Origin of the sequence: Bradyrhizobium manausense, from assembly GCF_018130615.1 — a bacterium.
Lineage (GTDB): Bacteria > Pseudomonadota > Alphaproteobacteria > Rhizobiales > Xanthobacteraceae > Bradyrhizobium > Bradyrhizobium manausense_A.
Genome location: NZ_JAFCKB010000010.1, coordinates 125,067 through 147,844 on the forward strand (window position 1 = coordinate 125,067; position 22,778 = coordinate 147,844).

26 protein-coding genes and 1 tRNA gene are annotated in these 22,778 nt (G+C 63.9%); 7 read left to right on the forward strand and 20 right to left on the reverse strand.

What is annotated here, in order from left to right:
- Nucleotides 1–10 precede the first annotated feature (10 nt).
- Nucleotides 11–949: an SDR family oxidoreductase gene (locus tag JQ587_RS20340; protein WP_212298556.1), complete on the reverse strand. Its 939-nt coding sequence runs from the start codon at nucleotides 947–949 to the stop codon at nucleotides 11–13.
- Between the two features lie 83 nt (nucleotides 950–1,032).
- Here JQ587_RS20340 and JQ587_RS20345 point away from each other — a divergent pair, with 83 nt between their 5' ends.
- Nucleotides 1,033–1,686, forward strand: a complete 654-nt coding sequence (locus JQ587_RS20345) for a TetR/AcrR family transcriptional regulator (RefSeq protein ID WP_212426409.1) — start codon at nucleotides 1,033–1,035, stop codon at nucleotides 1,684–1,686.
- Nucleotides 1,687–1,695: 9 nt separating this feature from the next.
- On the opposite strand, the gene JQ587_RS20350 is transcribed toward JQ587_RS20345, so the two are convergent.
- The 5 genes from JQ587_RS20350 to JQ587_RS20370 form a co-directional block, all read right to left on the reverse strand.
- Entirely contained in the window at nucleotides 1,696–2,520 is an 825-nt protein-coding gene (locus JQ587_RS20350; protein WP_212426410.1) for an alpha/beta fold hydrolase, read from the reverse strand.
- A 147-nt stretch (nucleotides 2,521–2,667) separates the two neighbouring features.
- Complete coding sequence (locus JQ587_RS20355) at nucleotides 2,668–3,177, reverse strand: hypothetical protein (RefSeq protein WP_212426411.1); 510 nt, start codon at nucleotides 3,175–3,177, stop codon at nucleotides 2,668–2,670.
- A 196-nt stretch (nucleotides 3,178–3,373) separates the two neighbouring features.
- Nucleotides 3,374–3,682: an EthD family reductase gene (locus tag JQ587_RS20360; protein WP_063200138.1), complete on the reverse strand. Its 309-nt coding sequence runs from the start codon at nucleotides 3,680–3,682 to the stop codon at nucleotides 3,374–3,376.
- 212 nt (nucleotides 3,683–3,894) lie between these two features.
- Nucleotides 3,895–5,601, reverse strand: coding sequence for an FAD-dependent oxidoreductase (locus tag JQ587_RS20365; protein WP_212426491.1), 1,707 nt, complete (start codon nucleotides 5,599–5,601; stop codon nucleotides 3,895–3,897).
- 28 nt (nucleotides 5,602–5,629) lie between these two features.
- The gene (locus JQ587_RS20370) at nucleotides 5,630–5,815 is read right to left on the reverse strand and encodes a hypothetical protein (RefSeq protein ID WP_212298560.1); all 186 of its coding nucleotides are present in this window, start codon (nucleotides 5,813–5,815) and stop codon (nucleotides 5,630–5,632) included.
- A 314-nt stretch (nucleotides 5,816–6,129) separates the two neighbouring features.
- Here JQ587_RS20370 and JQ587_RS20375 point away from each other — a divergent pair.
- A tRNA-Thr gene (locus JQ587_RS20375) sits at nucleotides 6,130–6,204 on the forward strand.
- Between the two features lie 975 nt (nucleotides 6,205–7,179).
- Here the strand turns inward: JQ587_RS20375 and JQ587_RS20380 are convergent.
- A complete protein-coding gene (locus JQ587_RS20380) occupies nucleotides 7,180–7,884 on the reverse strand; it encodes a hypothetical protein (RefSeq protein ID WP_249154408.1) in 705 nt (234 codons plus the stop codon).
- An 868-nt stretch (nucleotides 7,885–8,752) separates the two neighbouring features.
- Between JQ587_RS20380 and JQ587_RS20385 the strand changes: the two genes are divergently transcribed.
- A complete protein-coding gene (locus JQ587_RS20385; RefSeq protein WP_212426412.1) occupies nucleotides 8,753–9,010 on the forward strand; it encodes a DUF3551 domain-containing protein in 258 nt (85 codons plus the stop codon).
- Nucleotides 9,011–9,093: 83 nt separating this feature from the next.
- On the opposite strand, the gene JQ587_RS20390 is transcribed toward JQ587_RS20385, so the two are convergent.
- The 4 genes from JQ587_RS20390 to JQ587_RS20405 all read right to left on the reverse strand — a co-directional run bounded on the left by JQ587_RS20390 (nucleotide 9,094) and on the right by JQ587_RS20405 (nucleotide 11,468).
- A complete protein-coding gene (locus JQ587_RS20390; protein WP_212426413.1) occupies nucleotides 9,094–9,744 on the reverse strand; it encodes an HAD family hydrolase in 651 nt (216 codons plus the stop codon).
- On the reverse strand, nucleotides 9,741–10,229 hold the full coding sequence (locus JQ587_RS20395; RefSeq protein WP_212426414.1) for a Crp/Fnr family transcriptional regulator: 489 nt from the start codon (nucleotides 10,227–10,229) through the stop codon (nucleotides 9,741–9,743). The genes JQ587_RS20390 and JQ587_RS20395 overlap by 4 nt, the downstream gene beginning before the upstream one ends.
- A 94-nt stretch (nucleotides 10,230–10,323) precedes the next feature.
- On the reverse strand, nucleotides 10,324–10,929 hold the full coding sequence (locus JQ587_RS20400) for a ferric reductase-like transmembrane domain-containing protein (RefSeq protein ID WP_212426415.1): 606 nt from the start codon (nucleotides 10,927–10,929) through the stop codon (nucleotides 10,324–10,326).
- A 35-nt stretch (nucleotides 10,930–10,964) separates the two neighbouring features.
- Nucleotides 10,965–11,468, reverse strand: coding sequence for a peptidase associated/transthyretin-like domain-containing protein (locus tag JQ587_RS20405; protein WP_212426416.1), 504 nt, complete (start codon nucleotides 11,466–11,468; stop codon nucleotides 10,965–10,967).
- Nucleotides 11,469–11,651: 183 nt separating this feature from the next.
- Here JQ587_RS20405 and JQ587_RS20410 point away from each other — a divergent pair, with 183 nt between their 5' ends.
- Nucleotides 11,652–12,659 carry an LLM class flavin-dependent oxidoreductase gene (locus tag JQ587_RS20410; RefSeq protein ID WP_212426417.1) on the forward strand — a complete coding sequence of 336 codons (1,008 nt, stop codon included), beginning with the start codon at nucleotides 11,652–11,654 and terminating at the stop codon, nucleotides 12,657–12,659.
- A gap of 52 nt (nucleotides 12,660–12,711) precedes the next feature.
- Here the strand turns inward: JQ587_RS20410 and JQ587_RS20415 are convergent, their stop codons facing one another.
- Genes JQ587_RS20415 through JQ587_RS20440 form a run of 6 tightly spaced genes read right to left on the reverse strand, consistent with a single transcriptional unit; the run spans nucleotide 12,712 to nucleotide 17,325 of the window.
- Entirely contained in the window at nucleotides 12,712–13,587 is an 876-nt protein-coding gene (locus JQ587_RS20415) for an amidohydrolase family protein (protein ID WP_212426418.1), read from the reverse strand.
- Between the two features lie 12 nt (nucleotides 13,588–13,599).
- Entirely contained in the window at nucleotides 13,600–13,992 is a 393-nt protein-coding gene (locus JQ587_RS20420) for a RidA family protein (RefSeq protein WP_212426419.1), read from the reverse strand.
- Between the two features lie 24 nt (nucleotides 13,993–14,016).
- Nucleotides 14,017–14,820, reverse strand: a complete 804-nt coding sequence (gene hpaH / locus JQ587_RS20425; protein WP_212426420.1) for a 2-oxo-hept-4-ene-1,7-dioate hydratase — start codon at nucleotides 14,818–14,820, stop codon at nucleotides 14,017–14,019.
- Nucleotides 14,821–14,822: 2 nt separating this feature from the next.
- Nucleotides 14,823–15,683: a fumarylacetoacetate hydrolase family protein gene (locus JQ587_RS20430; protein ID WP_212426421.1), complete on the reverse strand. Its 861-nt coding sequence runs from the start codon at nucleotides 15,681–15,683 to the stop codon at nucleotides 14,823–14,825.
- A gap of 55 nt (nucleotides 15,684–15,738) precedes the next feature.
- Entirely contained in the window at nucleotides 15,739–16,356 is a 618-nt protein-coding gene (locus tag JQ587_RS20435; RefSeq protein WP_212298571.1) for a flavin reductase family protein, read from the reverse strand.
- Nucleotides 16,357–16,359: 3 nt separating this feature from the next.
- Nucleotides 16,360–17,325 carry a Bug family tripartite tricarboxylate transporter substrate binding protein gene (locus JQ587_RS20440; RefSeq protein WP_212426422.1) on the reverse strand — a complete coding sequence of 322 codons (966 nt, stop codon included), beginning with the start codon at nucleotides 17,323–17,325 and terminating at the stop codon, nucleotides 16,360–16,362.
- A 129-nt stretch (nucleotides 17,326–17,454) separates the two neighbouring features.
- Here JQ587_RS20440 and JQ587_RS20445 point away from each other — a divergent pair, with 129 nt between their 5' ends.
- From JQ587_RS20445 to JQ587_RS20455, 3 genes are all read left to right on the forward strand, one after another.
- Nucleotides 17,455–18,255 (forward strand): IclR family transcriptional regulator, encoded by an 801-nt coding sequence (locus tag JQ587_RS20445; RefSeq protein WP_212426423.1) that lies wholly within the window; start codon nucleotides 17,455–17,457, stop codon nucleotides 18,253–18,255.
- 238 nt (nucleotides 18,256–18,493) lie between these two features.
- Entirely contained in the window at nucleotides 18,494–19,789 is a 1,296-nt protein-coding gene (locus JQ587_RS20450; RefSeq protein WP_212298574.1) for an O-acetylhomoserine aminocarboxypropyltransferase, read from the forward strand.
- Nucleotides 19,790–19,793: 4 nt separating this feature from the next.
- The gene (locus JQ587_RS20455; RefSeq protein WP_212298575.1) at nucleotides 19,794–20,576 is read left to right on the forward strand and encodes an alpha/beta fold hydrolase; all 783 of its coding nucleotides are present in this window, start codon (nucleotides 19,794–19,796) and stop codon (nucleotides 20,574–20,576) included.
- Between the two features lie 6 nt (nucleotides 20,577–20,582).
- Here JQ587_RS20455 and JQ587_RS20460 read toward each other — a convergent pair whose 3' ends face one another.
- The 3 genes from JQ587_RS20460 to JQ587_RS20470 form a co-directional block, all read right to left on the reverse strand.
- Nucleotides 20,583–21,536, reverse strand: coding sequence for a sulfonate ABC transporter substrate-binding protein (locus JQ587_RS20460; protein ID WP_212426424.1), 954 nt, complete (start codon nucleotides 21,534–21,536; stop codon nucleotides 20,583–20,585).
- A 12-nt stretch (nucleotides 21,537–21,548) separates the two neighbouring features.
- Nucleotides 21,549–21,770 (reverse strand): hypothetical protein, encoded by a 222-nt coding sequence (locus tag JQ587_RS20465; RefSeq protein WP_212426425.1) that lies wholly within the window; start codon nucleotides 21,768–21,770, stop codon nucleotides 21,549–21,551.
- 373 nt (nucleotides 21,771–22,143) lie between these two features.
- Nucleotides 22,144–22,755 (reverse strand): pyridoxamine 5'-phosphate oxidase family protein, encoded by a 612-nt coding sequence (locus tag JQ587_RS20470; protein ID WP_212298578.1) that lies wholly within the window; start codon nucleotides 22,753–22,755, stop codon nucleotides 22,144–22,146.
- Nucleotides 22,756–22,778: the final 23 nt, after the last annotated feature.

Here is a 22,778-nt window from a genome sequence, read left to right on the forward strand (position 1 = left end):
AAGTCGCGGCTCATGCGGCGGCCGCGATCTCGTCGAAGGATACACCTGTCAGTGTCGCCGAGACATCCCACAGCATGGCGGAGGAAGTGAAATCCTTTGCCTGCGGCATGATCCGCGCAGGCCGAGGTGCCCCCTTCAACTCGTAAAACCCGTTCGGACCATAATAGCCGCCGGGCTCCGCGGTCGGCGAGGTCGCCGCGAACAGGGTCGGCAGCGCGCCTTCCCCGGCGGACTGGCTCATCAACGGCTGGAGCAACCGGCCCACTCGCCATTGCAAGGTGTTGGCGCCCGGACCGTTCGAAATGAGATCGGTGCGCGCGTAGCCGGGATGGGCGGCAACGCTCCTCAAACCCCAACCGGCCGCGTCGCTGCGCCGCTGCAATTCGAGCGAGAACATCAGCATCGCGAGCTTGGACTGGCAGTAAGCGCGCCAGGGACGATAGGACCGCTTGCTCTGCAGGTCGTCGAAATTGATCGCGCCGGAGCGGTGCGCGAGGCTCGACAGATTGACGATCCGAGGCGCCTTGGCGCGGCGAAGCTGCGGCAACAGGCGCGCCGTCAGCGCGTAATGGCCGAGATAATTGGTGCCGAGCTGCATCTCGAAACCATCCTCGGTCTGCTGTCGCTTCGGCAGCGCCATCACGCCGGCATTGTTGATCAGGAGGTCGAGCTGGTCGTTGCTTGCGGCAAAGCGCCTGGCGAAATCGGCGACCGAGGACAGGCTGGCGAGGTCGAGATGCTCATAGGCGATCAGAGCATTGGGAAACTTCGCGCAAATGCCCTCGATCGCCCGCAGGCCCTTTGCGTCGTTGCGCCCGGTGAGTATGACGATGGCTCCGGCGCCCGCCAACGCCAGTGCCGTCTCGTAACCAAGGCCGCCGGTGGCGCCGGTCACCACGGCGGTCTTGCCGCTGAGCGATGGGATGTCTGCCGTGGTCCAGTCGGTCATGCCACATCTCCGTTCGGGGCTGGAACGAGGTCCGCGACGGGTCTAAATGTGCACTGAGTGCAAGTTTGCAAGAGGTGGAATCATTGAAGGCTTCGAAGCCCGTCAGGGCATCGGTCAGGATAGGCGCCAAGCCATTGCCGGCAGGAGAAAAATCCCCTGATGGCCCTGGCCTGCGCCAGCGCAAGCAGCAGGAAACCCGCGAGCGGCTGAAGCGTGCCGCGATGGCGCTATTCCTGGCGCGCGGCTTCGAGGCCACCACCATCGAGGACATCGCCGATGCGGCCGACATGTCACGGCGGAGCTTCTTCCACTACTTCGCATCCAAGGAGGACGTGGTCGCCGCCTGGCAGGAGGATGCCGCGGCCGCGCTGGTCACCGAGATCCTGGCGCGGCCGGCGGATGAATCCATGCTGACGGCGGCGGAGAACGCGATCGCCACGGCGATCAAGCGGATCGATCCGGCCGAGGCGGCGGCGATGTCGCAGCTCAAGCGGGACAACCCGGCGCTTCAGGCTCGCGACCAGCTCAAATACGAAAAGCTCGAGCGCGCGCTGGCGGACGGGCTTGCGCAACGCTCGCCCCGCAAATCGGACCAGCTGAAGGCCCGGCTCGTCGCCATGATCGCCACCGGCGCGATGCGCGTCGGCGGCGAGAGCTGGCTCAGCGAAGGCACGCGCGACAAGCCGGAGGCTTTCGTCAAGCGAACCTTTGATACGATCCGGGCGATCCTCGAATGAGCGTTCGGCTCAGCCCTTGAAGAACGCGAGCAGGTCCGCGTTGATGGTTTCGGCTTCCGTGGTCGGCATGCCGTGCGGAAAGCCCTTGTAGGTTTTCAACGTACCGTTCTTGAGCAGCTTGGCCGACAGCGGCGCGGAATCGGCGTAGGGCACGACCTGATCGTCGTCGCCGTGCATCACCAGCACCGGCACGTTGATCTTCTTGAGGTCCTCGGTGAAGTCCGTCTGCGAGAACGCGACGATGCCGTCGTAATGCGCCTTCGCGCCGCCCATCATGCCCTGGCGCCACCAGTTCTGGATCACCGCTTCCGACGGTTTGGCGCCGGGACGGTTGTAGCCATAGAACGGCCCGGCGGCGATGTCGCGATAGAAGGCCGAGCGGCCGGCCGCGAGCGCGGCCTGGAAGCCGTCGAACACACTCTTCGGCAGGCCACCGGGATTGGCCTCGGTCTTCACCATCAGCGGCGGCACCGCGGAGAGGATAGCGGCCTTTGCGACCCGGCTCTCGCCATGGCGCGCGATGTAGTGCACGACCTCGCCGCCGCCGGTGGAATGGCCGACATGGAGGGCGCTCTTGAGATCGAGATGCGCAGTCAGCGCCGCGAGATCGTCGGCATAGTGATCCATGTCGTGGCCGCCGGCGACCTGCGCCGAGCGGCCATGGCCGCGGCGGTCATGGGCGATGACGCGATAGCCGCGGGTGACGAAGAACATCATCTGCGCGTCCCAATCATCTGATGACAGCGGCCAGCCATGACTGAACACGACCGGCTGGCCCGAGCCCCAATCCTTGTAGAAGATCTCGACGCCGTCTTTGGTGGTGATGGTAGGCATTGGGGACTCCTTGTTGCCTCGAGTCATTCCGGGGCGCGCACAGCGCGAACCCGGAATCCAGAGATTGTGGCGCGAGATTCTCAGGTGCGTAATTGCGCACCATAGTTCATCGCTGCGCGATGCCTTGGAATGACGACCGGCCGACGATCAGGCGAACGTCATCGGCTTGTAGCGGCGCCAGGCGCCGATGGTCACGAGCACGAAGAACACCAGCACGATGCCCTGCACCACGGCGAAGACAGGGCCGGACGGCGGCGCGGGTGGCACGGCCGGCGCGAGCGCGGCCAGCGCGGGCACTTTCAGGAACGACTGGATGATCAGCACGAAGACGTTGAAGTAGAGCGAGATCATCGCGGTCACGACATAGACAGGACGCCAGACGCCTTTGAGCTTCATGCCGTACAGCGCGATGCAGGCGATCGCGAGCAGCACCAGCGAGATCGCGGCGATGATCTGGGAGGGCAGCAGCTCCTTGAACGGAAACAGGAAGCCGGTGGCGCTGGTGAGGATCGTGAACAGCAGGAAGATCGCAGTGAGACCCGGCATCGGCTTCGAGCCGAGCAGGCCGAACATCACGATCACGCCCGCGACGATGCCGATCAGGCTGATGATGACATGGACCAGTGTGAAGGCTTGCAGGCTCATCCCGAGAACCATGGCATCTCTCCTACTCTCTGAAATTGAGATCGGGAGATTGATATTACGGTCCTCATCGGATTGCCACATGCGGCACGATCACACATGTGCGTGCAGCCATGCATCATCGTGCGAATCGAAAAACGCATGGCTGAAGTTTTTGCAGCGCTGTCACAAACAGCAGCAGCTTCGACGAAAGTTTAATCGATCATCTCGATCAGACTTCCTTGGTGTCGAAGATCAGCAGATCAGCGCCGCCGCTGGCGAATTTCGGCACGTCGCCTGCGGCTGCCTTGCCGGCTTCGCTGCCGAACGCCTTCTGGATGTCACCCACGCTGTCGAAGGTGAGAATGGCGACGAGGTGCACGCCTGACGGTCCGGCGGGCGAGCCGACTGCGCCGGTGCTGACGGCATATTTCTTCAGGCCGGGAAGCTTCTTGGCGAGCGGGATGTGGGTCTCGGCATAATGCTTGTCGAAGGCAGCAGCGTCTTTGGGCGTTTTGTAGAGCACGACGAGTTCGGCCATTTAGTCCTCCCGTTAGGCGGTTTGTTTGTAGCTCCTCATGGTGAGGAGGCGCGCAAGCGCCGCCTCGAACCATCAAAGGCCCGGCTTTGGCAGTCGGGCCTCGATCCTTCGAGACGCCGCTATCGCGGCTCCTCAGGATGGGGAGATAGTCTGTAGTTGTCGGCAAAACTGCAAGTCACATTCGACTTGCCGTTCCCTTGTCTTATCCTTGACTAAAGCGCCGGTTTTGCGGCGTCGCCGAGATAGCTGTGCAGGGAGGCCACGACCTGCGCGCCTTCGCCGATGGCGCCGCCGACGCGCTTGACCGAGCCGGAGCGGACGTCGCCGACGGCGTAGACGCCGGGCACTGAGGTCTCGAGCGGCGCCACCAGCTTGCCCTGGTTCAGCTCGGACTGCGCGCCCGTCACGACGAAGCCGCCCCGATCGAGCGTCACACCGCAGCCGTCGAGCCAGGTGGTTGCGGGATCGGCGCCGACGAACAAAAAGAGATTCTTGATGTCGACAGACTCTTCGTCATTCGACAAGCGGCTCTTTAGGCGGATGCGCCGCAGCAGCGAAGCCTCATCGCCCTCGAGCGCCGAGATCTCGGTGTTGAACAGCAGCTCGATGTTCGGCGTCGCTTCGATGCGCTCGATGAGATAGCGCGACATGCTGGCCCCCAAGCCGCCGCCGCGGATGATCATCAGAACTTTCTTGGCGTGTCCCGACAGGAACACGGCCGCCTGCCCCGCCGAATTGCCGGCGCCGACCAGTGCCACCTCCTCGCCGGCACAGAGCTTCGCCTCGACCGGCGAGGCCCAGTACCAGACGCCACGGCCCTCGAACTTGTCGAGGTTCTCGATGTCAGGCCGGCGATAGCGCGCGCCGCTCGCGACCACCACGGCACGCGAACGCAAGGGATCGCTGCCGTCGAGCGCAACCGCAAACGCGCCGTCCTTGCGCGTGCAGTCGAGCGACTTCACCGTGACGGGAATCATGATGTCGGCGCCGAACTTTTGTGCCTGGTTGAAGGCGCGCGCCGTCAGCGCCTGTCCGGAAATGCCGGTCGGAAAGCCCAGATAGTTTTCGATGCGTGCGCTGGCGCCGGCCTGGCCGCCGAAGGCGCGGGTGTCGAGCACGGCGACCGACAGCCCTTCGGAGGCCGCGTACACCGCGGTGGCGAGCCCCGCCGGCCCGCAGCCGACGATCGCGACGTCGTAGATGCGGTCATTGCGCGGGCCGCCGATCATGCCGATGGCGCGCGCAAGCTCGGTCTCGCCGGGGTTGCGCAGCACCGCGCCATCCGACGTGACGACCAGCGGCCAGTCCTCCGGCTTCGGCGAATAGCGCGCGATCACCTCGGCGGCGTCGCGATCACGGTCGGGATCGAGCAGGTGATGCGGCTGGCCGTTGCGGGTCAGAAACCCCTGCAAGCGCACCACGCCGACCGAATGCGAGGGACCGATCAGCACGATGCCGCCGACGCCGGCCTGGAGCAGATTGACCCGGCGCAGGATCAGCGCGCGCATGATGCGTTCACCGAGCTCGGCCTCAGCCACCAGCAGCGCGCGCAGGCGCTCGGGCGGCAACAGCAGCGTCTCGACATCGCCTTCGGCGCGGCCGTCGACCAGCGCCGGGCGGCCGGATAGCTGGCTGAGCTCGGCCAGGAACTGCCCCGGCCCCTGCTCGATCAGCGGGGTGACATGACCGAGACCGTCGCGCTGGGTGATCGCGACGTGGCCTTTCAGCACGACGAACATGCCTGGCCCCGGCTTGCCGGTCTCGAACAGCAGCTCGCCGTCCTTGTACGTCCGGAGCTCGCCGAAATTCCTGATCCGCTCGATCTCGGCAGATGTGAGCACCGGGAACGTCTGCTCGGGGCGGGTGAAACGCGACATCATCGCGTCTCGGTCGGCTCTGTCCTGCTCGTTCTGCCCCATGGCCACGTCCACGCACTCCAATTGCGAATTACCCGGCTTTGCCGGCGGCCCCCTCATCTAGGGAAGCATCATCGTTCTGCGAGGGGTCGGCGCTTGCGGCGCGTTCGCGCGCCTGCGCCTTGCGCCGCTTCAGATTCTCCCGCAGCGCCGATTTCAGGCGGTCGTCCCGCGATCCCCTCGCCTGTTTCGTGGTCCTGTCGTTCTCGTCAGCCATCTCGGATCCATGCATCCCCTGGCGTTAACATGCCCAGAGAATGCGGCAGCTCAAGAGGCCAGCGCGATCCCGATCGTGCGAAACTCAAAATGGGCCGAATCTGCCACACCGGCCAACTGGCCACTTGGCCGGGGAACAGGAACCAAAATCGACGGAAAGTCGGCCGTTTCGGACCAAAACAGCCGTATTATCCCCGATATCGGCCCGATTTTCTCATTTTGGCCGTCCCTGCAAGCTTGCACAGCGGGGAGGCCTGTGGCAGATATCGGCCCGCTTGGTAGGCCCCTGTGGCGGCCGATTCTTATCCCAGCATTGCTGCCGTAGCTCAGTGGTAGAGCACTCCATTGGTAATGGAGAGGTCGACAGTTCAATCCTGTCTGGCAGCACCATTTCATCTTCTTCAAATGAGCATGAACAGGCAGTCTCGCGGCACTGAACGCCCGAGTTTTGCTCGTTTCCGTTGCCCTCCTCTTCCGAAGAGGGCGCAGGGAAGACCGGGTGCCGACGGGCACCCGCGGTCCGCTGCGCGAAAGTGTAGCGCAAGGAAACCGCACAGCAGCATACAGGTGACGCCGAACACTCGGCCTTCCCTGCGCGATGGTTGGACGGCTTATGCCGTGCTCTCCCCGGAGACGAATTTCTTTTGCCTCCGTCGCCTCACGGAATTCACCGACACCGCGCCGGTTGACGCCAGTGCCGCCTCCGCAAGTGCTTGACCGTAGCGACGACGGCCAGGACCACACGGTTTTGCCGTACGCATAGGCGCCGTTCGTACGACACGGCTTGTGCCGGGCTCACGGGGTTCGGCTCAATCCTCTGCCCGCCCTGCCCTCACATCCGCGCCGGCGCTGCCGCGTCCACCGCTTCCCCAACCCACGCTCGTGACGACGTACGATCGCCCCTCTCCATCGGGCCGGGATGCGAGAAGAATGCCGTAATTCCGAATTTCGGTAAAGTGGAATATTTTTGTGAGAAGGGATTGACGCGTTTCGCGGCAGCCGGGGTGTTTTGCCCGAGGGGGCTCCTCTGCCCCGCAGGTAAGGTTAATTCTTCCTTTCGATTGTCGGTAAAATTTTATCCATTATCGTCCTTCTCATTCAAGACCAACAAGAGGCTCCGATAGTGATTGCGTTTGGCCTGATCGTGACTGGGACTGCACTGCTTCTGTCCGGCATCGTTGCCTTCGGCTTTCACAGAAACTCGCTGCACTCGATGGCGTTGCTATAGCGTACCGGCCTTCCCTGAACGTCAGGGTATCCCTCGCCAGGACCTGAACGCGCGTGGCAGTGTGACGAGGTCAGGCTCGCTTTAACGGAAGTGAACCTTTGTCGTCCCGAGGCCAATGTGCGGAAACTGCGCGGTTCTTACCGTGGCCCTCTCAGCTGCCATTCGCCCTTCCGGCGTTCAATAAAGCCTGAAACGCCTCGTTGGGGCCCTGTCATCGACGACGCAAGAAGCTTGATGCGAGCGTTTCCCTCGAAGCCGGCGAATTCATAGAGCCATTGGCCATCGTCCGGGACCCGATAATGCCACTCCTTGAGAGAGGGATCGGGCGTCGCCGGAACGACGTCCATTCCGTTGGGAAGGCCAGCGGGACCTACAGACGAGGCGACAGATGCGAGCCAGCGCCTGTCCGGCGAGTAGTGCGGAGGCGCAACGATTTCCACAACGTCACCCGTAGCGATCCTCACGAGGAGCCAACTCGCACCTTCCCAATAATCAACCTCGATCAAGACAAGGTCGTGCTCGGGAAAATACCCCGTCAGTTGATACTTGAGGCAGCCGTCAGCGTCGCCGGACCGACACTTCGCTTCCTCGTTGAGATAAATCCTCGTCTTCCCGTTCCTGAACTTCAGTTGCAAACCAGGGCCAACGCGCTTGGCGAATTCGCCGACCTGTTCCAGACAGGCCCGCTCCGACCGATCAATGTCGCCGACGCCATGGTCGTCGATGCAGCGGCCATCCTGCGACGGATGATCAGAAAAAGAATAGGGAGTGACCGCAAAGGCGTTCGCATCAAACCATGCAGCCGCGATGACCATTGCAAGCCGTATCAGGGAGACCTTCATCGGGGAACCTGCGTTAGTCAAAGTACCGCCAACGTAGTGGCAGAAAGACCTTGCTGGCCGAGTTAACTGCTCAGGTCAAAATGACCAGGTCTTCGATCTCGGCTATGGGAGACGAGCGCTGGCTCATTCAGCGCAACAGTCCGTTTACCAGCACCTAGATGTCGCCTGCAGAGCAAACCAACGAAAGTCGCAAGTTGCTCTCGACCCTGGTACTCTCGGTGGATGGCGACGTCGAGAATGCTCCGTATTCTCCGAGTTGTGAGCCTGCTTTGCCTATGCATCGTGGGAGCGGCCGTCGTTGTAATCCCCTTGGAGCTTGCGGCTTATCCTATGCTGAAATCCATCGGATGCAGTTGGACTGACGGGGAACAAAGCTTTACCTGCGCAGAGGGCTGGGTCGGTCGCTTCATCTCGACCGCGCTCAATCTGCCAATACGGTTCTCTGACGCGAGAGAGTTTACGTTCTGGGTCAGTGCACCGGCTGGTCGAGGATTCGCGGTTTACCTGTTTGACGCGATCTTCACTCTCGCACTGATCTATCCCCTGCTGATACTCTTTGCGCGGAAAGGCGGTCGGCAGGGCAGTTGACGTCTGCAACGGGTCACTTCCGAGCATCGCGCGATGCGAGCTCCTGCGTCCGAAGGACTACAACGCCGATTCCCCGACCGTAATGTTGTTTAACTGCCGTTCGATACAAGACTGCGGTCTGCTCTTGCTGATGCGGAAGTGTCTGAGAGGCAGTTGCCGGAAGGACCGCAGCGACCTTTGCTCCGCGCGGGCGGCTTGGTATTGTTGCTGTGCTGGAGGACCGGACTCTCTGTGTCCGCAGTCCCCTGAAGCAGGATCCGCAAATCCTGGGAGTCACATCATGCGCGCGCTTCCCTTTCTCCTCATCCTTTGGATCACAATGTCGGCGTCCGCTCCGGCCGCAGCTCAACGGTTCAACGGCAACTATCCGGTCTGCCTTCAGAAGTGGGAGTGGGGCGGCGCCAGCTATATTTCGTGCCACTATAGCTCGTGGGAAGAGTGCAAGGCGACGGCAGCAGGCCTTTCCGCCATGTGCTTGCTGAACCCTTACGTGCAGCGGCCAGTTCCCCCAGAGCGCGGTCCGCGCCCCTATAGGTGAGATTGCGGCGGCAGCCGCGTTCGATGACGCGCGCGATGGGATTCACAAGTACGCTACCCATCCCGCACGTGCCGCATGGTGAGTTACAGCAGCGTCGGCAGGTCGCCCATCCGATGGAAGACGGCGTCGCAAATCGGCGTCAGCTCCAGTTCGGCGTGCGCATCGCCTCCGGCAAAACCCAGGACTTTCATTCCTGCAGCCTTTGCGGCGCGGACTCCCGACAACGAATCCTCGACAACGACGCAATTTGAGGGGTGCGCACCCATCGTTTGCGCGGCATGCAGAAACAGGCCGGGATCCGGCTTCCACGAACCAACCTCGTACGCGCTGAAGATGCGGCCCTGGAAATGCTCAAGAAGTTTCGTCAATCCGAGCGCATGCGTGAGCTTCGACATCGGTCCGTTCGACGCCACGCAAACGGGAATGGTGATTTCGGCGAGCGCGGCATGAATTCCTTCGATGGGCTGCAGCTCGGCGTCAAACGCCAGCGCCGTTGCCTGTCGAACGTCCGCGACAAAACTGTCCCGGACGCTACGGCCCAGCCGGCGTTCGATGTCGCGGACGCAATCCGCCATCTTGACCCCTCTGAAGGAACGCACGGCATCGTCCACGCCGATCGCCACGCCTTCCTCGGCGGCTTTCCGGGCAAGGACGGTCAGCGCGATGATCTCACTATCAACCAGAACGCCGTCAGAATCGAAGATGACGAGCTCGGGAACGAGGCGCGTATTCATCTCTCGGGGGTTTCCTCGTCGCCCGGCCGATGCGCCGTGACGCGATCGTCGGCACGCCGCAGCCGCCGGCACAGTTCGCGATTGATGTTCTGCAGCACGATCACATAGGCGCGGATATCGGCCTTGTAACAGGCGTAGAGCTTTTGGGCGGTCAGCTCATACAGCACGGTCTCGCTCTCCGCGACCACCGTAGCCGAGCGGTTTTGCATTTCGATCAGCGTCATCTCGCCGAAGAAATCGCCCGCCTCCAGAACGGAAATCGGGACGAGCGTTCCCGCATGCGCCCGTTTGCTCACGGCCAGCCGGCCGGATTTGACGATGAACATCGAGCGGCCCGGCTCGCCTTCCGCCACGATTGTCGCGCCAACATCGAAGCGGCACTCGACCAGCATCGAGATCAGGAGGTCGAGACTGGAGTCGGAAAGGCCGCCGAAGAACGGCGTCGCGAGCAGGAAGGCTTTCAGGTCGGGAGCGCTGACGGTCATTGCGCGAGGATACGTCCCATCATCATTTGCGGCAAGCTGCGCACGCATTGGCACTGACGGCGCCCAAGATGTTTGAAGAGCGGCGTCGCCCGGTTTACTGCCGCGCGACGGTCTCGCTCCGCACCATCCGCTTTCGCCAGAGGTCAGCCATGACCTTGACGGTGGCCGCCAGCACAGCTGCGCAGAGCACTGCCTTCGAGATGCTCTCCATCGTCCCCTCGATCAGCAGGCAGTGGACCACGCTGCATGCGACGATGACGAGCGCGAGGGGAATATGGACGAAGCGCCAGGTTCGCAGCCGCAATCCCAACCGCCGGCGCAGCGCAGCCAGAACCGCGACCGCGAAGATCGCCCACATGGCGACCACGCCAAAGGGGGAAAATGGCGTCGGCGATGAGAAGGTCAGCGCGTCGATCATATCCGGCGGACTGGTGAACCAGAGGCCAGCGACATGGATCACCACCGCCAGGGCAAGCGCATCGCCGATCCAGTGATGGGCGCGCCGTGCGCGATAGGCCGACAGGCCCGGCAAAACTCCGCCAATCAGCAGCGGTTGAACCAGCACCAGGCCGAGTGCAACAATCCCGGCGAATCCGGCGAGGATGTAGACCGGACCGCGCCATGCGAGCTGCTCGCTTGCGGCTGCGAGCGCGATCGGCACGCCGATGGCCACGGCAAGGGCGGCCCAGATCAGGGGCATCCGGGCCGATCTCCACCCCTGCACCTGCAACGCAGTCAGGCCGGCTGAAGCACGAAGTGCGCCTCGAGGCTGGTGTCCTTGGCGCTGCGCATGATCGGCCGCAGGAAGACGGTTTTGAACTCACCGCTGTCATAGGCGAGGTGACCATGCGGCTGGCCGAAGATCGGAATGATCTGGGGCATCTCGAGCCGAAACGCGCCGTCCTTGCCGGTGAGCGTGGCGCCGTGACTCTGCGGCTCGTGCTCCTGGCCTTCGACCGTGTGCGCCCAGATCTGGATGCGTTGACCCGCCAGCGGCGCCCCGTCGCCGGCGCGGCGCACGGTGCCGCTCATCCAGAAGCCGCCCTTTCCGATCCGGTCCACGACCGGCGCGCCCTTGCGGTAGTTGTTCGCGCCGCCCGTCATCGTTTCAGTCGGCGCAAGGCCGTCCGCGCTCGCCGGCAGCAGCAGCCCGGAAGCGCCGGCTGCCAAAACCCCTGTTGCGAGGACGGAGCCGCCGGCGGCGAGGAGGCTGCGGCGGCTGAGTACGACGATGGTCATGTCAGGTCCTCCCGGCGACGGTGGCGCTGATTGGAGGATACAACAACACGCGTCAGACGCCCAGTTGAGACGACGGGCGAGACGCGGCGGAATAACAGGGTTGTGAACGGTGCTCTACCCATCGTGCGCGCTGACACTACATGTGACTGCCTCGGACGCAGATCCCCCACTCCGGTAGTCGCTATGATCCCTTTCTCCGTGCTCGACCTCGCTCCCATCCGGCAGGGTTCCGACGCCGCGCAGGCATTTCGCAATTCACTCGATCTCGCACAGCACGCGGAACGGTGGGGCTTCAAACGGTTCTGGCTCGCCGAGCACCACAACATGACGGGCATTGCGAGTGCGGCGACATCGGTGGTGATCGGGCATATCGCGGGCGGCACCAGGACGATCCGCGTCGGCTCGGGCGGCGTGATGCTGCCGAACCATTCGCCGCTGGTGATCGCCGAGCAGTTCGGCACGCTGGAATCGCTTTATCCCGGGCGGATCGATCTCGGGCTCGGGCGCGCGCCGGGCACCGACCAACTGACCGCACGGGCGATGCGGCGCGACCTTGCGACCGCTGCCGAAAACTTTCCGCACGACGTGCTGGAACTGCAGGCGCTGCTCGGTGATGTGCAGCCGAACCAGGCCATCCGCGCCGTGCCCGGCATGGGGACCAAGGTGCCGCTGTGGATCCTCGGCTCCAGCATGTTCGGCGCGCAGCTCGCGGCCATGCTCGGGTTGCCTTTCGCCTTCGCCTCGCACTTCGCGCCGCAAATGATGATGCCGGCGCTGCGCGAGTATCGCGCGCGGTTCGAGCCCTCGGCACAGCTCGACAAGCCCTATGCGATGATCGGCGTCAATGTGTTCGCCGCCGACAGCGATATCGAAGCGCAGCGCATGTTCTCCTCGCTGCAGCAGCAGTTCATCAATATGCGCCGAGGCACGCCGGGCCAGCTGCCGCCGCCGGTCGAGGACATGGACGCGCTGTGGTCGCCGGCTGAGAAGGCCGGCGTCGCGCAGTCGCTGGCCTGCTCCGCCGTCGGCTCGCCGGCGGTCGTCGAAGAGAAGCTGAAGGCGCTAATCGCCGACACCGCCGCGGACGAGCTAATGACCACGGGGCAGATCTACGATCACGCGGCACGCCTGCGCTCATTCAAGATCGCGGCCGAGGTGCGGGACAGGTTGGCGAAACAGCCGGCAGTGTGAAGGGCGATGTGCGCGCCCCGATGACGGCGCGCTCTTGGCGACCTCCGAGCCTCTAATCCGGAAACCCGAACAGCTTTGCCGGATTGTGCACCAGGATCTTCTCCAACTCCGCCTGGTCCGGCGCATAGCGGTACATCAGTTCGAGCAGATCGGCGTCGTTCGGCGGCTGCTTGACGGAGACCGGATGCGGCCAGTCGCTGGCCCAGACGCAGCGGTCGATGGCGGCCTCGATATAGGCGCGCGCGATCGGGATGACGTCGTCGTAGGGAGGGCCGGCCTGCGAGGTCTTCTCGCCAAGCGAGAGCATGACCCAGAAATTGCCCTTCTTGAGCAACTCCAGCATCTTGCGCAGGTTCGGATCGTCCTTGCCGCGCGACGGCTCCGGCCGCGCCATGTGGTCGATCAGCACGGGGACGTCGAGGTTTTCGTATTTGGCGACGCTGGAGACGATGCCATCCTTCTCCGGCTGGATCTTGACGTACCAGCCGATCTCGCGGATGCGCGCGACGGCGCGAGCGAAATCGGCATCCGACAGCACCGCGCCGAGCTCCTGGCGGAAGCTGAAGCGCGCGCCGCGCACGCCGGCATCATGCAGCTTGGCAAGATAGGAGTCGTTGGCTTCCGCAAAGACCAGCGCGTTGGCGCAGCCGCGATAGTTCGGCCCCATTGCGGCGAGGCCGTCGAGCACGACGGAATGGTCGGCGCCGTAGGTCGTGGTCTGCACGATGATGCCGCGCTCGATGCCGAGCGTCTTGTGCACGCGCAGCGCCGCTTCCCAGGTCGCGGTCGGCATCCGATAGGCCGCACCGGGACGCTCCGGATATTTGTCGATCGGACCCAGCACGTGGAACTGGCTGTCGACGGTCTTCGGCGGCGGCGCCTTGATCGGGCGGCGCGGATTGGGATCGAACGGCAGATAGGCCGGCATGCAAGTGCTCCCTTAGTCGATCACGGCGGTGAAGTCGCACTGCACCAGCGCGCCGCCGTCCATATTGTCCATCGGCAGCGCGTGGCGCGCCGGGCGCGAATGCTCGTCCGGAAACATCTTGAGCCATTCGACATTGACGGGGCCGCGCTGCGTGCGGTCCTTCAGCCACACCGTCATCTTGATGATGTCGGAGGTCGAGCCGCCCGCGGCCTCCACCGTCGCCTTCATGTGAGCAAACATGTTGGCGCATTGCGCGTCGAGACTCTCTGGCATCACGCCGGCCGCATCGCGGCCGAGAATGACGCCGGACATCACGAGATTACCAATGCGGCAGGCGTTCGGAATCGGATTGGCGTGCTTGAAGCCGCCGATATGGATGCTCTTGCGCCGCGATTGACCGGTCATGGTGCGCTTCCTCTTGTTGTTGGTTCAGACGAACTGGCAGGACACCGAGCCGAACGGGCCATAGTCGGCATGGAAAGTGTCGCCGCGGCGGATATCGACCGGGCGCGTGAACGATCCCGCCAGCACAACTTCGCCGGCGGCGAGATGCTCGTCATGCGGCGCGAGGCGGTTGGCGAGCCAGGCGATACCGTTGGCGGGATGGTTGAGCACGCCGGCGGCAAGCCCGGTCTCCTCGACCTCGCCGTTGCGGAACAGCAGTGCACCGATCCAGCGCAGATCCGCATCCAGCGGACGGAACGGCCGGCCACCCAGCACCAGCGCGGCGTTGGCCGCGTTGTCCGAGATCGTGTCCACGACTTTTCGGGTCTTGCCGGTCTCGGGATCGACGCGATGCATGCGCGTCTCCAAAATCTCGAGCGCGGACGTGACGTAGTCGGTGGCGTTGAGCACGTCGAAGATGGTGCAGTCCGGTCCGCGCAGCGGCGCCTTCAGCACGAAGGCGAGCTCGACCTCGATCCGCGGTGCGTGGAAACGATCGAACGGGATCGGCGTGGCGTCGGCATAAAACATGTCGGCGAACAGCACACCGTAATCGGGCTCGGAGATGCCGACCGCATTCTGCATCGCCTTCGAGGTCAGGCCGATCTTGTGGCCCTTGACGACGCGGCCGCGGCCGAGCTGGAGTTTCGTCCATGTACGCTGGACGGCGTAGGCGTCCTCGATGCTGAACTCGGGAAACTCTTTCGAGAACATCGGGATCAGCGCCTTGGTGCGCTCGGCCTCATCCAGGCGCGCGGCAAGGCGTTCGATCGTGGCGGCGTCCAGCATATCTATTGCTCCGCAGCCACCGTGTTGCGCAGAGTGCCGATGCGGCTCGACTCGATTTCGACGACGTCGCCGGCCTTGAGCCAGCGCGGCGGATCGAAGCGCGCGCCTGCCCCGGTTGGAGTGCCCGTCACGATCATGTCGCCGGGCTTGAGGGTGGCGAAGGTGGAGAGATAGGAGATCAGGAAGTCGAACGGGAACATCAGCCGCTCGGTCGTGTCCTGCTGCCGGACCTCGCCATTCACGCGCGTGACGATGTCATGGGGCCCGCGCGGATCGAGCTCGTCCGCGGTGACGATCCAGGGGCCGATGCTGCCGGAGCGATCAAAATTCTTGCCTTGCGTGACGTTGAACTTGCCATGGCGCAGCCAGTCGCGGATGGTGCCCTCGTTGCACAGTGTCATGCCGAAGATGTGCGACCAGGCTTTCTCGCGGCGGATATGACGGCCGCCCTGGCCGATCACGATGACGAGCTCGCCTTCATAGTCGAGCTGCTCCGACACCTTGGGCTTCTCGAGCGGCTGGCCGGAGCCGGTCATCGACGACATGCTGCGCACGAACAGGCTCGGATATTTGGGCAGGTCCGAATTGTCTTTGTATTCTGCATTGCGCTCGGCGTAGTTGACGCCGATGCACCAGAGCTTTTCGGGCGCCAGCACCGGTGGCAATAGCGTGAGGGCCTCCAGCGCGAAGTCCGGTTTTTGTCCGGCCACTGCCTCCTGCGCGTCGGCGAGCGCGTTGGCCACGATCAGCGCCTTCACGTCGGAGAAGTCGCGGCCGATCCGCCTGGTCAGATCGACCACACCGCCTTCGACCACCGCGCCGTAGCGCGGCTCTCCGTCCACCAGATAGCTTACGAGTCGCATAGTCGTTCTCTCCAATGGTGTTCGGACGGTCCGCCGGTGGACGCGGCGCGTACGTTCACTCGGCCGATTTCGGGGTCTGGAAGACGGTGTTCAACGTCACGATCTCGCCGAGCCGGGCGTAACGCGGTCCGCCGATACGCGCGATCGGGTCGAGCGCCTTGGTCTCGACCTTGCCGTCGTTCACGAGACCGTCGCGGATGTGGAACATCACGACTTCGCCGACGATCAACCGGCTGCGGGCATCGCCGAATTCGAGGCACTGCCGGAACACGCATTCCATCGCGACCGGAGCGGCTGCGAGCCTGCGCACCTTGATGCGTTCGCACGGCAGCGTCTCCAGCCCGAGATGCTCGACCTCGCTGATCTCAGGCGGATGCTCGACCGAGCTGTCGTGCACCGCAGACATCAGCGGCGTATCGGCGATATGGATGACATATTCCTCGGTGTCGAGAATGTTGTGCGCGGTGTCCTTGTACTCGGCGCCCTTGCGGCCGACGCTGATGGCGAGCATCGGCGGCTTCTGCGAGACGAAGGTGAAGGCGCTGAACGGCGCGAGGTTGAGCACGCCTGAGCGCGACAGGCTGGTCACCCAGGCGATCGGACGCGGCACGACGATGCCGGTCATCAGCCGATAGATGCGTTCCGCGCCGAGCTCGGTGGGGTCGATCCGCATCGCTCAGTCAGCCTTGATGTTGGCCTTGCGCACGATCGGGATCCATTTGGCGTCCTCGCGCTCTAGATAGGCACTGAACTCGTCCGGCGTCATCGCGACGGCTTCGCCGCCGAGCTTGTCGAACTTGTCGACCACGCCGGGGTCTTTCAGGATCGCGACTAGGGTCTCCTGCAGCTTGTCCACGATCGGCGCCGGCGTGCCCGCGGGCGCGAACAGGCCGGTAAAGGTCTGGCCGTCGAAATCCTTGTAGCCGAGTTCGGCGAAGGTCGGGACATCTGGCAGCGACTTCAGCCGATGTGGGCTGGTCACCGCGAGCGCCCGGAACAGGCCGGCCTTGATGTGCTGGAGGCTGACCGTGAGCTGGTCGAAGGCGAACTGCACCTGCCCGCCCAGAAGGTCGTTGATGGCAGGCGCATTGCCGCGGTAGTGCGCCGTGACCCATTGCAGGTCGAGGTTCGACTGCATCAACTCGCTGAGCAGATGGTTGGTCGTTCCCGGGCCGGGTGAGGCCATGGTCAGCTTGCCGGGTTCGTGCTTGGCGAGATCGATGAATTCCTTGAAATTGTTCGCCTGCACGGAGGGGTGAACCTCGAGCACCAGCGGCGTCATCGAGATGGTCGAGATCGGCAGGAAGTCTTTCTTCCAATTATAAGCGTCGCGCCTGTTGATCTCGGTCGCGAACAGAACCGGACCGTTGGCGCCGACGAACAGCGTGTAGCCGTCGGGCGCCGATTTCGCGAAGGCCTCGCCCGCGATCATGCCGCCTGCACCGGCCTTGTTCTCGATGATGAAGGGCTGGCCGAGCTTTTCCTGGAGCTTGTCGGCGATGATGCGCGCGGCGCTATCGACATTGCCGCCGGCGGGATAGGGCACGATCAGCTTGACGCTGCGGGCCGGCCATTGCTGAGCCGACACCGGCCCCGCCAGCATCGCGGTCACGGCGGCGATGGCAATCGCGATTAGTCTCATGTTGACCTCCCGGCGGCGCTTCCAATTCCACGGCGAATGCCCCGACGTCGTACGTGGCACCCGATTGCCGCGCAATCTCCAGACGAGCACTTTACCTGTCGAGTGAATTATGGCGTTCTTGTCCATATTATGGACAGAGCCCATTCCAGGATATCGGCCCGGACCGCACTGGAGCCGCGACAAGGCGCCCAGGCGATCCGCCGCGCGTTGTCGGTGTTGCGTATTCTTGCCGCAGGCCGCGAGGACGGTGTGCCTTTGGCCGAGGTCGTGCAGGCAACGGGCCTGACGCGCCCGACCGTGCATCGCATCGTTCACGTGCTGATCGAGGAAGGTATCGTCGAGCGGCACGGCAAAACCGGCCGCTACGCGATCGGCAACCAGGTGCCGGAGCTGGCGCTCGCGCGTCCCCAACCCTCGCCGCTCCTGGTCGCCGCGAGTCCGTCGCTGCGGCGCGCCTCCATGGAGATCGGCGACACGCTGTTCCTGACGGTGCGCACCGGCAACGACACACTGTGCGTCGACCGCAGGATCGGCGCCTATCCAATCCAGGTGTTGTCGATCGAGGTCGGCGCGCGCCGCCCGCTCGGCGTTTCCAGCGCCGGCGTCGCCATCCTCGCTGCACTGCCGGCGCCGGACGCGCGAAAAATCGTCGCAGCGAACGAGAAGAGGTTCGAGGCCTATCGAACCGACGTCGCAACCGTGATGGGCGAGATCACCGCAGCGAGGCGTCTGGGATACGGCATGAGGGAGATTGGCCTTGTGCAAGGAACGAAATCGATCTCGACCTGGATCAAGACCCCGGACGGACGCCCCGCGGCTGCAATGACCGTCTCCGCCGTTCGAACGAGGCTCGGCCCGCGGCGCGAGCAGGAAGTCGCGGAAATTCTACTGCGCGAAACCCGCGTGATCGAGCAGGCCATTCGCGTGTAGCTTCGCTCTCCCCGCGTGCGGGGAAAGGCCGGAACTTGCGCGGCAAACTCCGGGGGAGAGGGAGTCTCCGCAAACTCCACTGTCAGCATCCTCGCGGAGAGTCCCCTCACCCCAACCCTCTCCCCGTAAGAACGGGGCGAGGGCGCGCACCACCGATGTGACGCTGTCAATGGGCTGACTTCGTGCGCCGTTTTGTGGCACAAGGGCCGCCATCGCTGACCGACCAACGAGGCCACGCATGCCCGCGCCGAAACCGCCTGCCTTCGAGACCCTGAGCCTGCATGCGGGCCAGCATCCGGATCCCGCGACCGGGGCCCGCGCGGTGCCGATCTACCAGACCACCTCCTACGTATTCCAGGATTCCGACCACGCGGCGGCGCTGTTCAACCTGGAGCGCGCCGGCCACATCTATACGCGCATCTCCAACCCCACCACCGGCGTGCTGGAGGAACGACTCGCGGCACTCGAAGGCGGCGTCGGCGCGATCTGCACGGCGAGCGGCATGGCCGCGCTGCATCTCGCCATCGCGACGCTCTTGAATGGCGGCGATCACATCGTGGCGTCGAACTCGCTCTATGGCGGCACCATCAATCTGCTGGCGCATACGCTGCCGCGCTTCGGCATCACCACGACCTTCGTGAAACCGCGCGATCTCGACGCGTTCCGCGCGGCGATCAAGCCGAACACGAAGCTCGTGATCGGCGAGACCATCGGCAATCCCGGGCTCGAGGTGCTCGACATTCCCAAGGTCGCGGCGATCGCGCATGAGGCGAAGATCCCGCTGCTGATCGACAACACTTTTGCGACGCCCTATCTCAGCCGCCCGATCGAGCTCGGCGCCGACATCGTCATGCATTCGGCGACCAAATGGATCGGCGGCCACGGCATCGCGATCGGCGGCGCCATCGTCGACGGCGGCCGCTTCGACTGGCGCGACTCCGGAAAATTCGGCGTGCTGACCGAGCCCTATGGCGGCTATCACGGCATCGTCTTCGACGAGCAGTTCGGCACGGCGGCCTTCATCATGCGCGCCCGCACCGAGGGTTTGCGCGATTTCGGCGCCTGCCTGTCGCCGACCAATGCGTTCCAGCTGTTGCAGGGCGTCGAGACGCTGGGCGTACGCATGGACCGGCATATGCAGAATACGCTTCTCGTGCTGGAGGCGCTGAAGTCCAACAAAGCGGTCGACTGGGTGCTGCACCCCTCGCTGGAACATCACCCCGACTACCAGCTCGCCAAGACGCTGCTGCCGCGCGGCGCGGGCTCGATCGTCTCCTTCGGCATCAAGGGCGGCCGGCCTGCAGGACGCAAGTTCATCGAATCGCTGCGCATGATCAGCCATCTCGCCAATGTCGGTGACGCCAAGACGCTGGTGATCCACCCCGCCTCGACCACGCATCAGCAGATGGATGCCGAGCAGCTCAAGGCCGCCGGCATCGGCGAGGAGCTGGTACGGCTGTCGGTCGGCATCGAGACCGCCTCTGACATCATCGACGATCTCGCGCAGGCGCTGCGCCTCTCGCAAAAGGTCTGAAGTCATGAAGCTCACCGTCAACGGCACTGATGTGTTCCTCGCAACCGGCGGTCGCGACTTCGACAAGTCCCTGCCCACGGTCGTCTTCATTCACGGCGCCGGCTTTGATCATTCGACCTGGGCGCTGCATACGCGCTGGTTCGCCCATCACGGCTTTGGCGTGCTGGCGCCCGATCTGCCCGGCCACGGCCGCTCAGCCGGACCGTCACTGTCGAGCATTGCCGAGATGGCAGACTGGACCGCGGCGCTGCTCGGTGCGGCCGGAGTTGCCAAGGCGCAACTGATTGGCCACTCCATGGGTTCTCTGATCTCGCTGGAGACCGCCGCGCGTCACCCAGACAAGGTCTCGGCGCTGAGCCTGATCGGAACGGCTGCAACGATGACCGTCGGTCCGGATCTGCTGAAGGCTGCCGAAGCCAACGAGCAGGACGCGCTCGACATGGTCTCGATCTGGGGCCTCGGCTTCAAGGCCGAGCTCGGCGGCAGCCTCGCGCCGGGCCTGTGGATGCATGGCGGTGCGCAGGCTGTGCTGAAGCATTGCGAGCCGGGCGTGTTGTTCAGGGATCTGTCGGCCTGCAATGCTTATGCGAATGCGCTTCAAGCGGCCGCGAGTGTGACGGTGCCGACGACCCTCATCCTCGGCGAGCGGGACATGATGACGCCGGCGAAGGCCGGCAAGACGCTTGCGGCAGCGATCCCGCATGCAAAGACTGTCGTGGTACCGGGCGCGGGTCACATGATCATGGCCGAGCGCCCGGATGAACTGCTGGCGGCGCTGAAGGGCTAGCGCCGCTCAGGAGCCCGGCGTCCACTTCCAGACGATGTCGGACACGTTGACCGGCTTCGGGATCAGGCCGAGCTTTGCAAAGCGATCGGCCACCGCCTGCTGGCTCCTGATCACCTCGGTATCCAGCGGCACGACGCTGTAGGTCGAGCGATTCACGAAGCGACGGACAGCCTCGATGTCCACACCGGTCGCTTCAGCCTGCGCTTTGGCAACCTCATCGTGATGGGAGTTCGCCCACGCGCCTTCGGAGGCAAAGATCGTGTTGAGACGTGCGACCAACGAGGGATACTTCTCCACGAAATCCGTATTGGCGATGTAAAAGGCATTCGGCTTGTGCACATCCTTGTCGAAGACGAGGACGCGAGCATTCTCCTTCAACTCGGCGAGCGCGAAATAAGGATCCCAGATCGACCAGGCGTCGACCGAGCCCTTGACGAAGGCCGCGGTCGCATCGGCCGGCGCGAGCGGCGCCGGCGTGATGTCGGACCAGGACAGGCCGGCCTTTTCGAGTGACGCGACGAGAAGATTGTGCGCGCTCGAACCCTTGCCGAAGGCGACGCGCTTGCCCTTGAGATCAGCCAGCGTCTTAATCGGCGAGTCCTTCGGCACGACGATGGCCTGGTTGTCGCCGTCGGACTTCACGGCCGCGACATAGCGGATCTTGGCGCCGCCGGCTTGCGCGAAGATCGGCGGCGTGTCGCCGACGAAGCCGAAATCGACGCTGCCGACATTGATGGCTTCCAGCAGCGGCGGACCGAACTGGAAGTCAATCCACTTGATCTCGATACCGAGTGGTTTGAAGGCATTTTCGATCGTCTGGCGCTGCCGCACCGCCGGAAAGAAGCCGCCCTTCTGCGTGCCGATGCGGATCTCCTTCGGCTTGTCCTCCGCGTGCGCGGGCGCGGCCATGCATGTTGCCAGCAGCAGCGCAGCCGTCAGGAGTTGTCGTCGTGCAATCATGGTGCGGTCCTTTCAGTTGGCGAACAGTGAAGAGTTCAAACGGTGGCTTCGCTCGGAGAACACGGCGAGGGCCGCGCGCTCGGCTTCGCGCACCGAGCGAAACTGGCGGCCTTCGAGGCTGTCGAACAGGCGCTCGGAGGAGAAGAAGCGGAAGCCGCGCTCGTTGCGGGTGATGATGCCGGCGGCGCGGTCCTGGATCTCGATGATGTAGGCGTTGGGTTGGGCTTGAGACATGACTGCTCGTTCGCCGAAGTCTCGGCGTTCCTGTCTTGGGGATTTGCGGTGTGGATGCTGCTAGAAGGTGGTCAGCAACAACAACAGGCGCCCGTTGCCGCCGAGAGGCAGCGCCGCGTCATGCACGCAAGCATGTCGCCTTGGTTACGCTGGTGATCGGTTCTCATATCGCGGCATCAAGCTCGATGAGCAGTTTCGATGCTGTGAATATCCAGCGATTGCCGCGATTGGTCAATGAAATGGCTATCCATATTTGCGGGGCGCGTGATCGCCCGCTTCTCCCGCCGCAAGCAGCGGCAGGTGGAATCGTCTTGTTCAAGGAAACATGGATCGCCTCGTCCCCCCTCCCTTTGCGGGAAAAAGGCAGGAAAGCTCACCACATCGTCGCGGCAGCCCGCTCGGGCCAGATCCGGTCGTACTCGGTACCGCCGACCTTGTTCTCGCTCATCTCGGCGAGGATCTGGCCTGGCGTCGGCAGCGTCTTGGGGTCGACGCGCTTGTCGGGATTCCAGAGGTCGGAGCGGACGATGGCGCGGGCGCATTGGAAGTAGATCTCTTCCAGGTTCATCACCATGACGCTGCGCGGGGCCTTGCCCTGGACTTTGAACGAGGCCAGCAGTTCGGGATCGACCGAGAGATGCGCTCGGCCGTTGGCGCGGACCGCGTTGCCGGAGCCCGGGATCAGGAACATCAGCGACACCCTGGGGTCACGCACGATGTTGCGCAGCGAATCGATCCGGTTGTTGCCGCGGCGATCCGGCAGCATCAGCGTCTTGGGATCGTGGATGCGGACAAAACCAGGGAGATCGCCGCGCGGCGAGCAGTCGATGCCCTCAGGCCCGATGGTGGCGAGAGCGGCGAATGGCGCCTTTTCGATGAAGACACGGTAGAGCGGCGTGACGTAGTCGGCGACTTTCACGGTCGAGGCGTCATTGGTGGCGCCGTAGATGGCTTCGAGCTCCTCGACCGTCCTGATCACCGTCATTCCGTTCTCTCCTGCTCTGCCGG

Coding starts and splice junctions, on each gene's coding strand:
- JQ587_RS20340 (WP_212298556.1), bottom strand. CDS start 949: ATGACCGACTGGACCACGGCAGACATCCCATCGCTCAGCGGCAAGACC.
- JQ587_RS20350 (WP_212426410.1), bottom strand. CDS start 2,520: ATGCCTACCATCACCACCAAAGACGGCGTCGAGATCTTCTACAAGGAT.
- JQ587_RS20355 (WP_212426411.1), bottom strand. CDS start 3,177: ATGGTTCTCGGGATGAGCCTGCAAGCCTTCACACTGGTCCATGTCATC.
- JQ587_RS20360 (WP_063200138.1), bottom strand. CDS start 3,682: ATGGCCGAACTCGTCGTGCTCTACAAAACGCCCAAAGACGCTGCTGCC.
- JQ587_RS20365 (WP_212426491.1), bottom strand. CDS start 5,601: ATGGGGCAGAACGAGCAGGACAGAGCCGACCGAGACGCGATGATGTCG.
- JQ587_RS20370 (WP_212298560.1), bottom strand. CDS start 5,815: ATGGCTGACGAGAACGACAGGACCACGAAACAGGCGAGGGGATCGCGG.
- JQ587_RS20380 (WP_249154408.1), bottom strand. CDS start 7,884: ATGAAGGTCTCCCTGATACGGCTTGCAATGGTCATCGCGGCTGCATGG.
- JQ587_RS20385 (WP_212426412.1), top strand. CDS start 8,753: ATGCGCGCGCTTCCCTTTCTCCTCATCCTTTGGATCACAATGTCGGCG.
- JQ587_RS20390 (WP_212426413.1), bottom strand. CDS start 9,744: ATGAATACGCGCCTCGTTCCCGAGCTCGTCATCTTCGATTCTGACGGC.
- JQ587_RS20395 (WP_212426414.1), bottom strand. CDS start 10,229: ATGACCGTCAGCGCTCCCGACCTGAAAGCCTTCCTGCTCGCGACGCCG.
- JQ587_RS20400 (WP_212426415.1), bottom strand. CDS start 10,929: ATGCCCCTGATCTGGGCCGCCCTTGCCGTGGCCATCGGCGTGCCGATC.
- JQ587_RS20405 (WP_212426416.1), bottom strand. CDS start 11,468: ATGACCATCGTCGTACTCAGCCGCCGCAGCCTCCTCGCCGCCGGCGGC.
- JQ587_RS20410 (WP_212426417.1), top strand. CDS start 11,652: ATGATCCCTTTCTCCGTGCTCGACCTCGCTCCCATCCGGCAGGGTTCC.
- JQ587_RS20415 (WP_212426418.1), bottom strand. CDS start 13,587: ATGCCGGCCTATCTGCCGTTCGATCCCAATCCGCGCCGCCCGATCAAG.
- JQ587_RS20420 (WP_212426419.1), bottom strand. CDS start 13,992: ATGACCGGTCAATCGCGGCGCAAGAGCATCCATATCGGCGGCTTCAAG.
- hpaH (WP_212426420.1), bottom strand. CDS start 14,820: ATGCTGGACGCCGCCACGATCGAACGCCTTGCCGCGCGCCTGGATGAG.
- JQ587_RS20430 (WP_212426421.1), bottom strand. CDS start 15,683: ATGCGACTCGTAAGCTATCTGGTGGACGGAGAGCCGCGCTACGGCGCG.
- JQ587_RS20435 (WP_212298571.1), bottom strand. CDS start 16,356: ATGCGGATCGACCCCACCGAGCTCGGCGCGGAACGCATCTATCGGCTG.
- JQ587_RS20440 (WP_212426422.1), bottom strand. CDS start 17,325: ATGAGACTAATCGCGATTGCCATCGCCGCCGTGACCGCGATGCTGGCG.
- JQ587_RS20445 (WP_212426423.1), top strand. CDS start 17,455: ATGGACAGAGCCCATTCCAGGATATCGGCCCGGACCGCACTGGAGCCG.
- JQ587_RS20450 (WP_212298574.1), top strand. CDS start 18,494: ATGCCCGCGCCGAAACCGCCTGCCTTCGAGACCCTGAGCCTGCATGCG.
- JQ587_RS20455 (WP_212298575.1), top strand. CDS start 19,794: ATGAAGCTCACCGTCAACGGCACTGATGTGTTCCTCGCAACCGGCGGT.
- JQ587_RS20460 (WP_212426424.1), bottom strand. CDS start 21,536: ATGATTGCACGACGACAACTCCTGACGGCTGCGCTGCTGCTGGCAACA.
- JQ587_RS20465 (WP_212426425.1), bottom strand. CDS start 21,770: ATGTCTCAAGCCCAACCCAACGCCTACATCATCGAGATCCAGGACCGC.
- JQ587_RS20470 (WP_212298578.1), bottom strand. CDS start 22,755: ATGACGGTGATCAGGACGGTCGAGGAGCTCGAAGCCATCTACGGCGCC.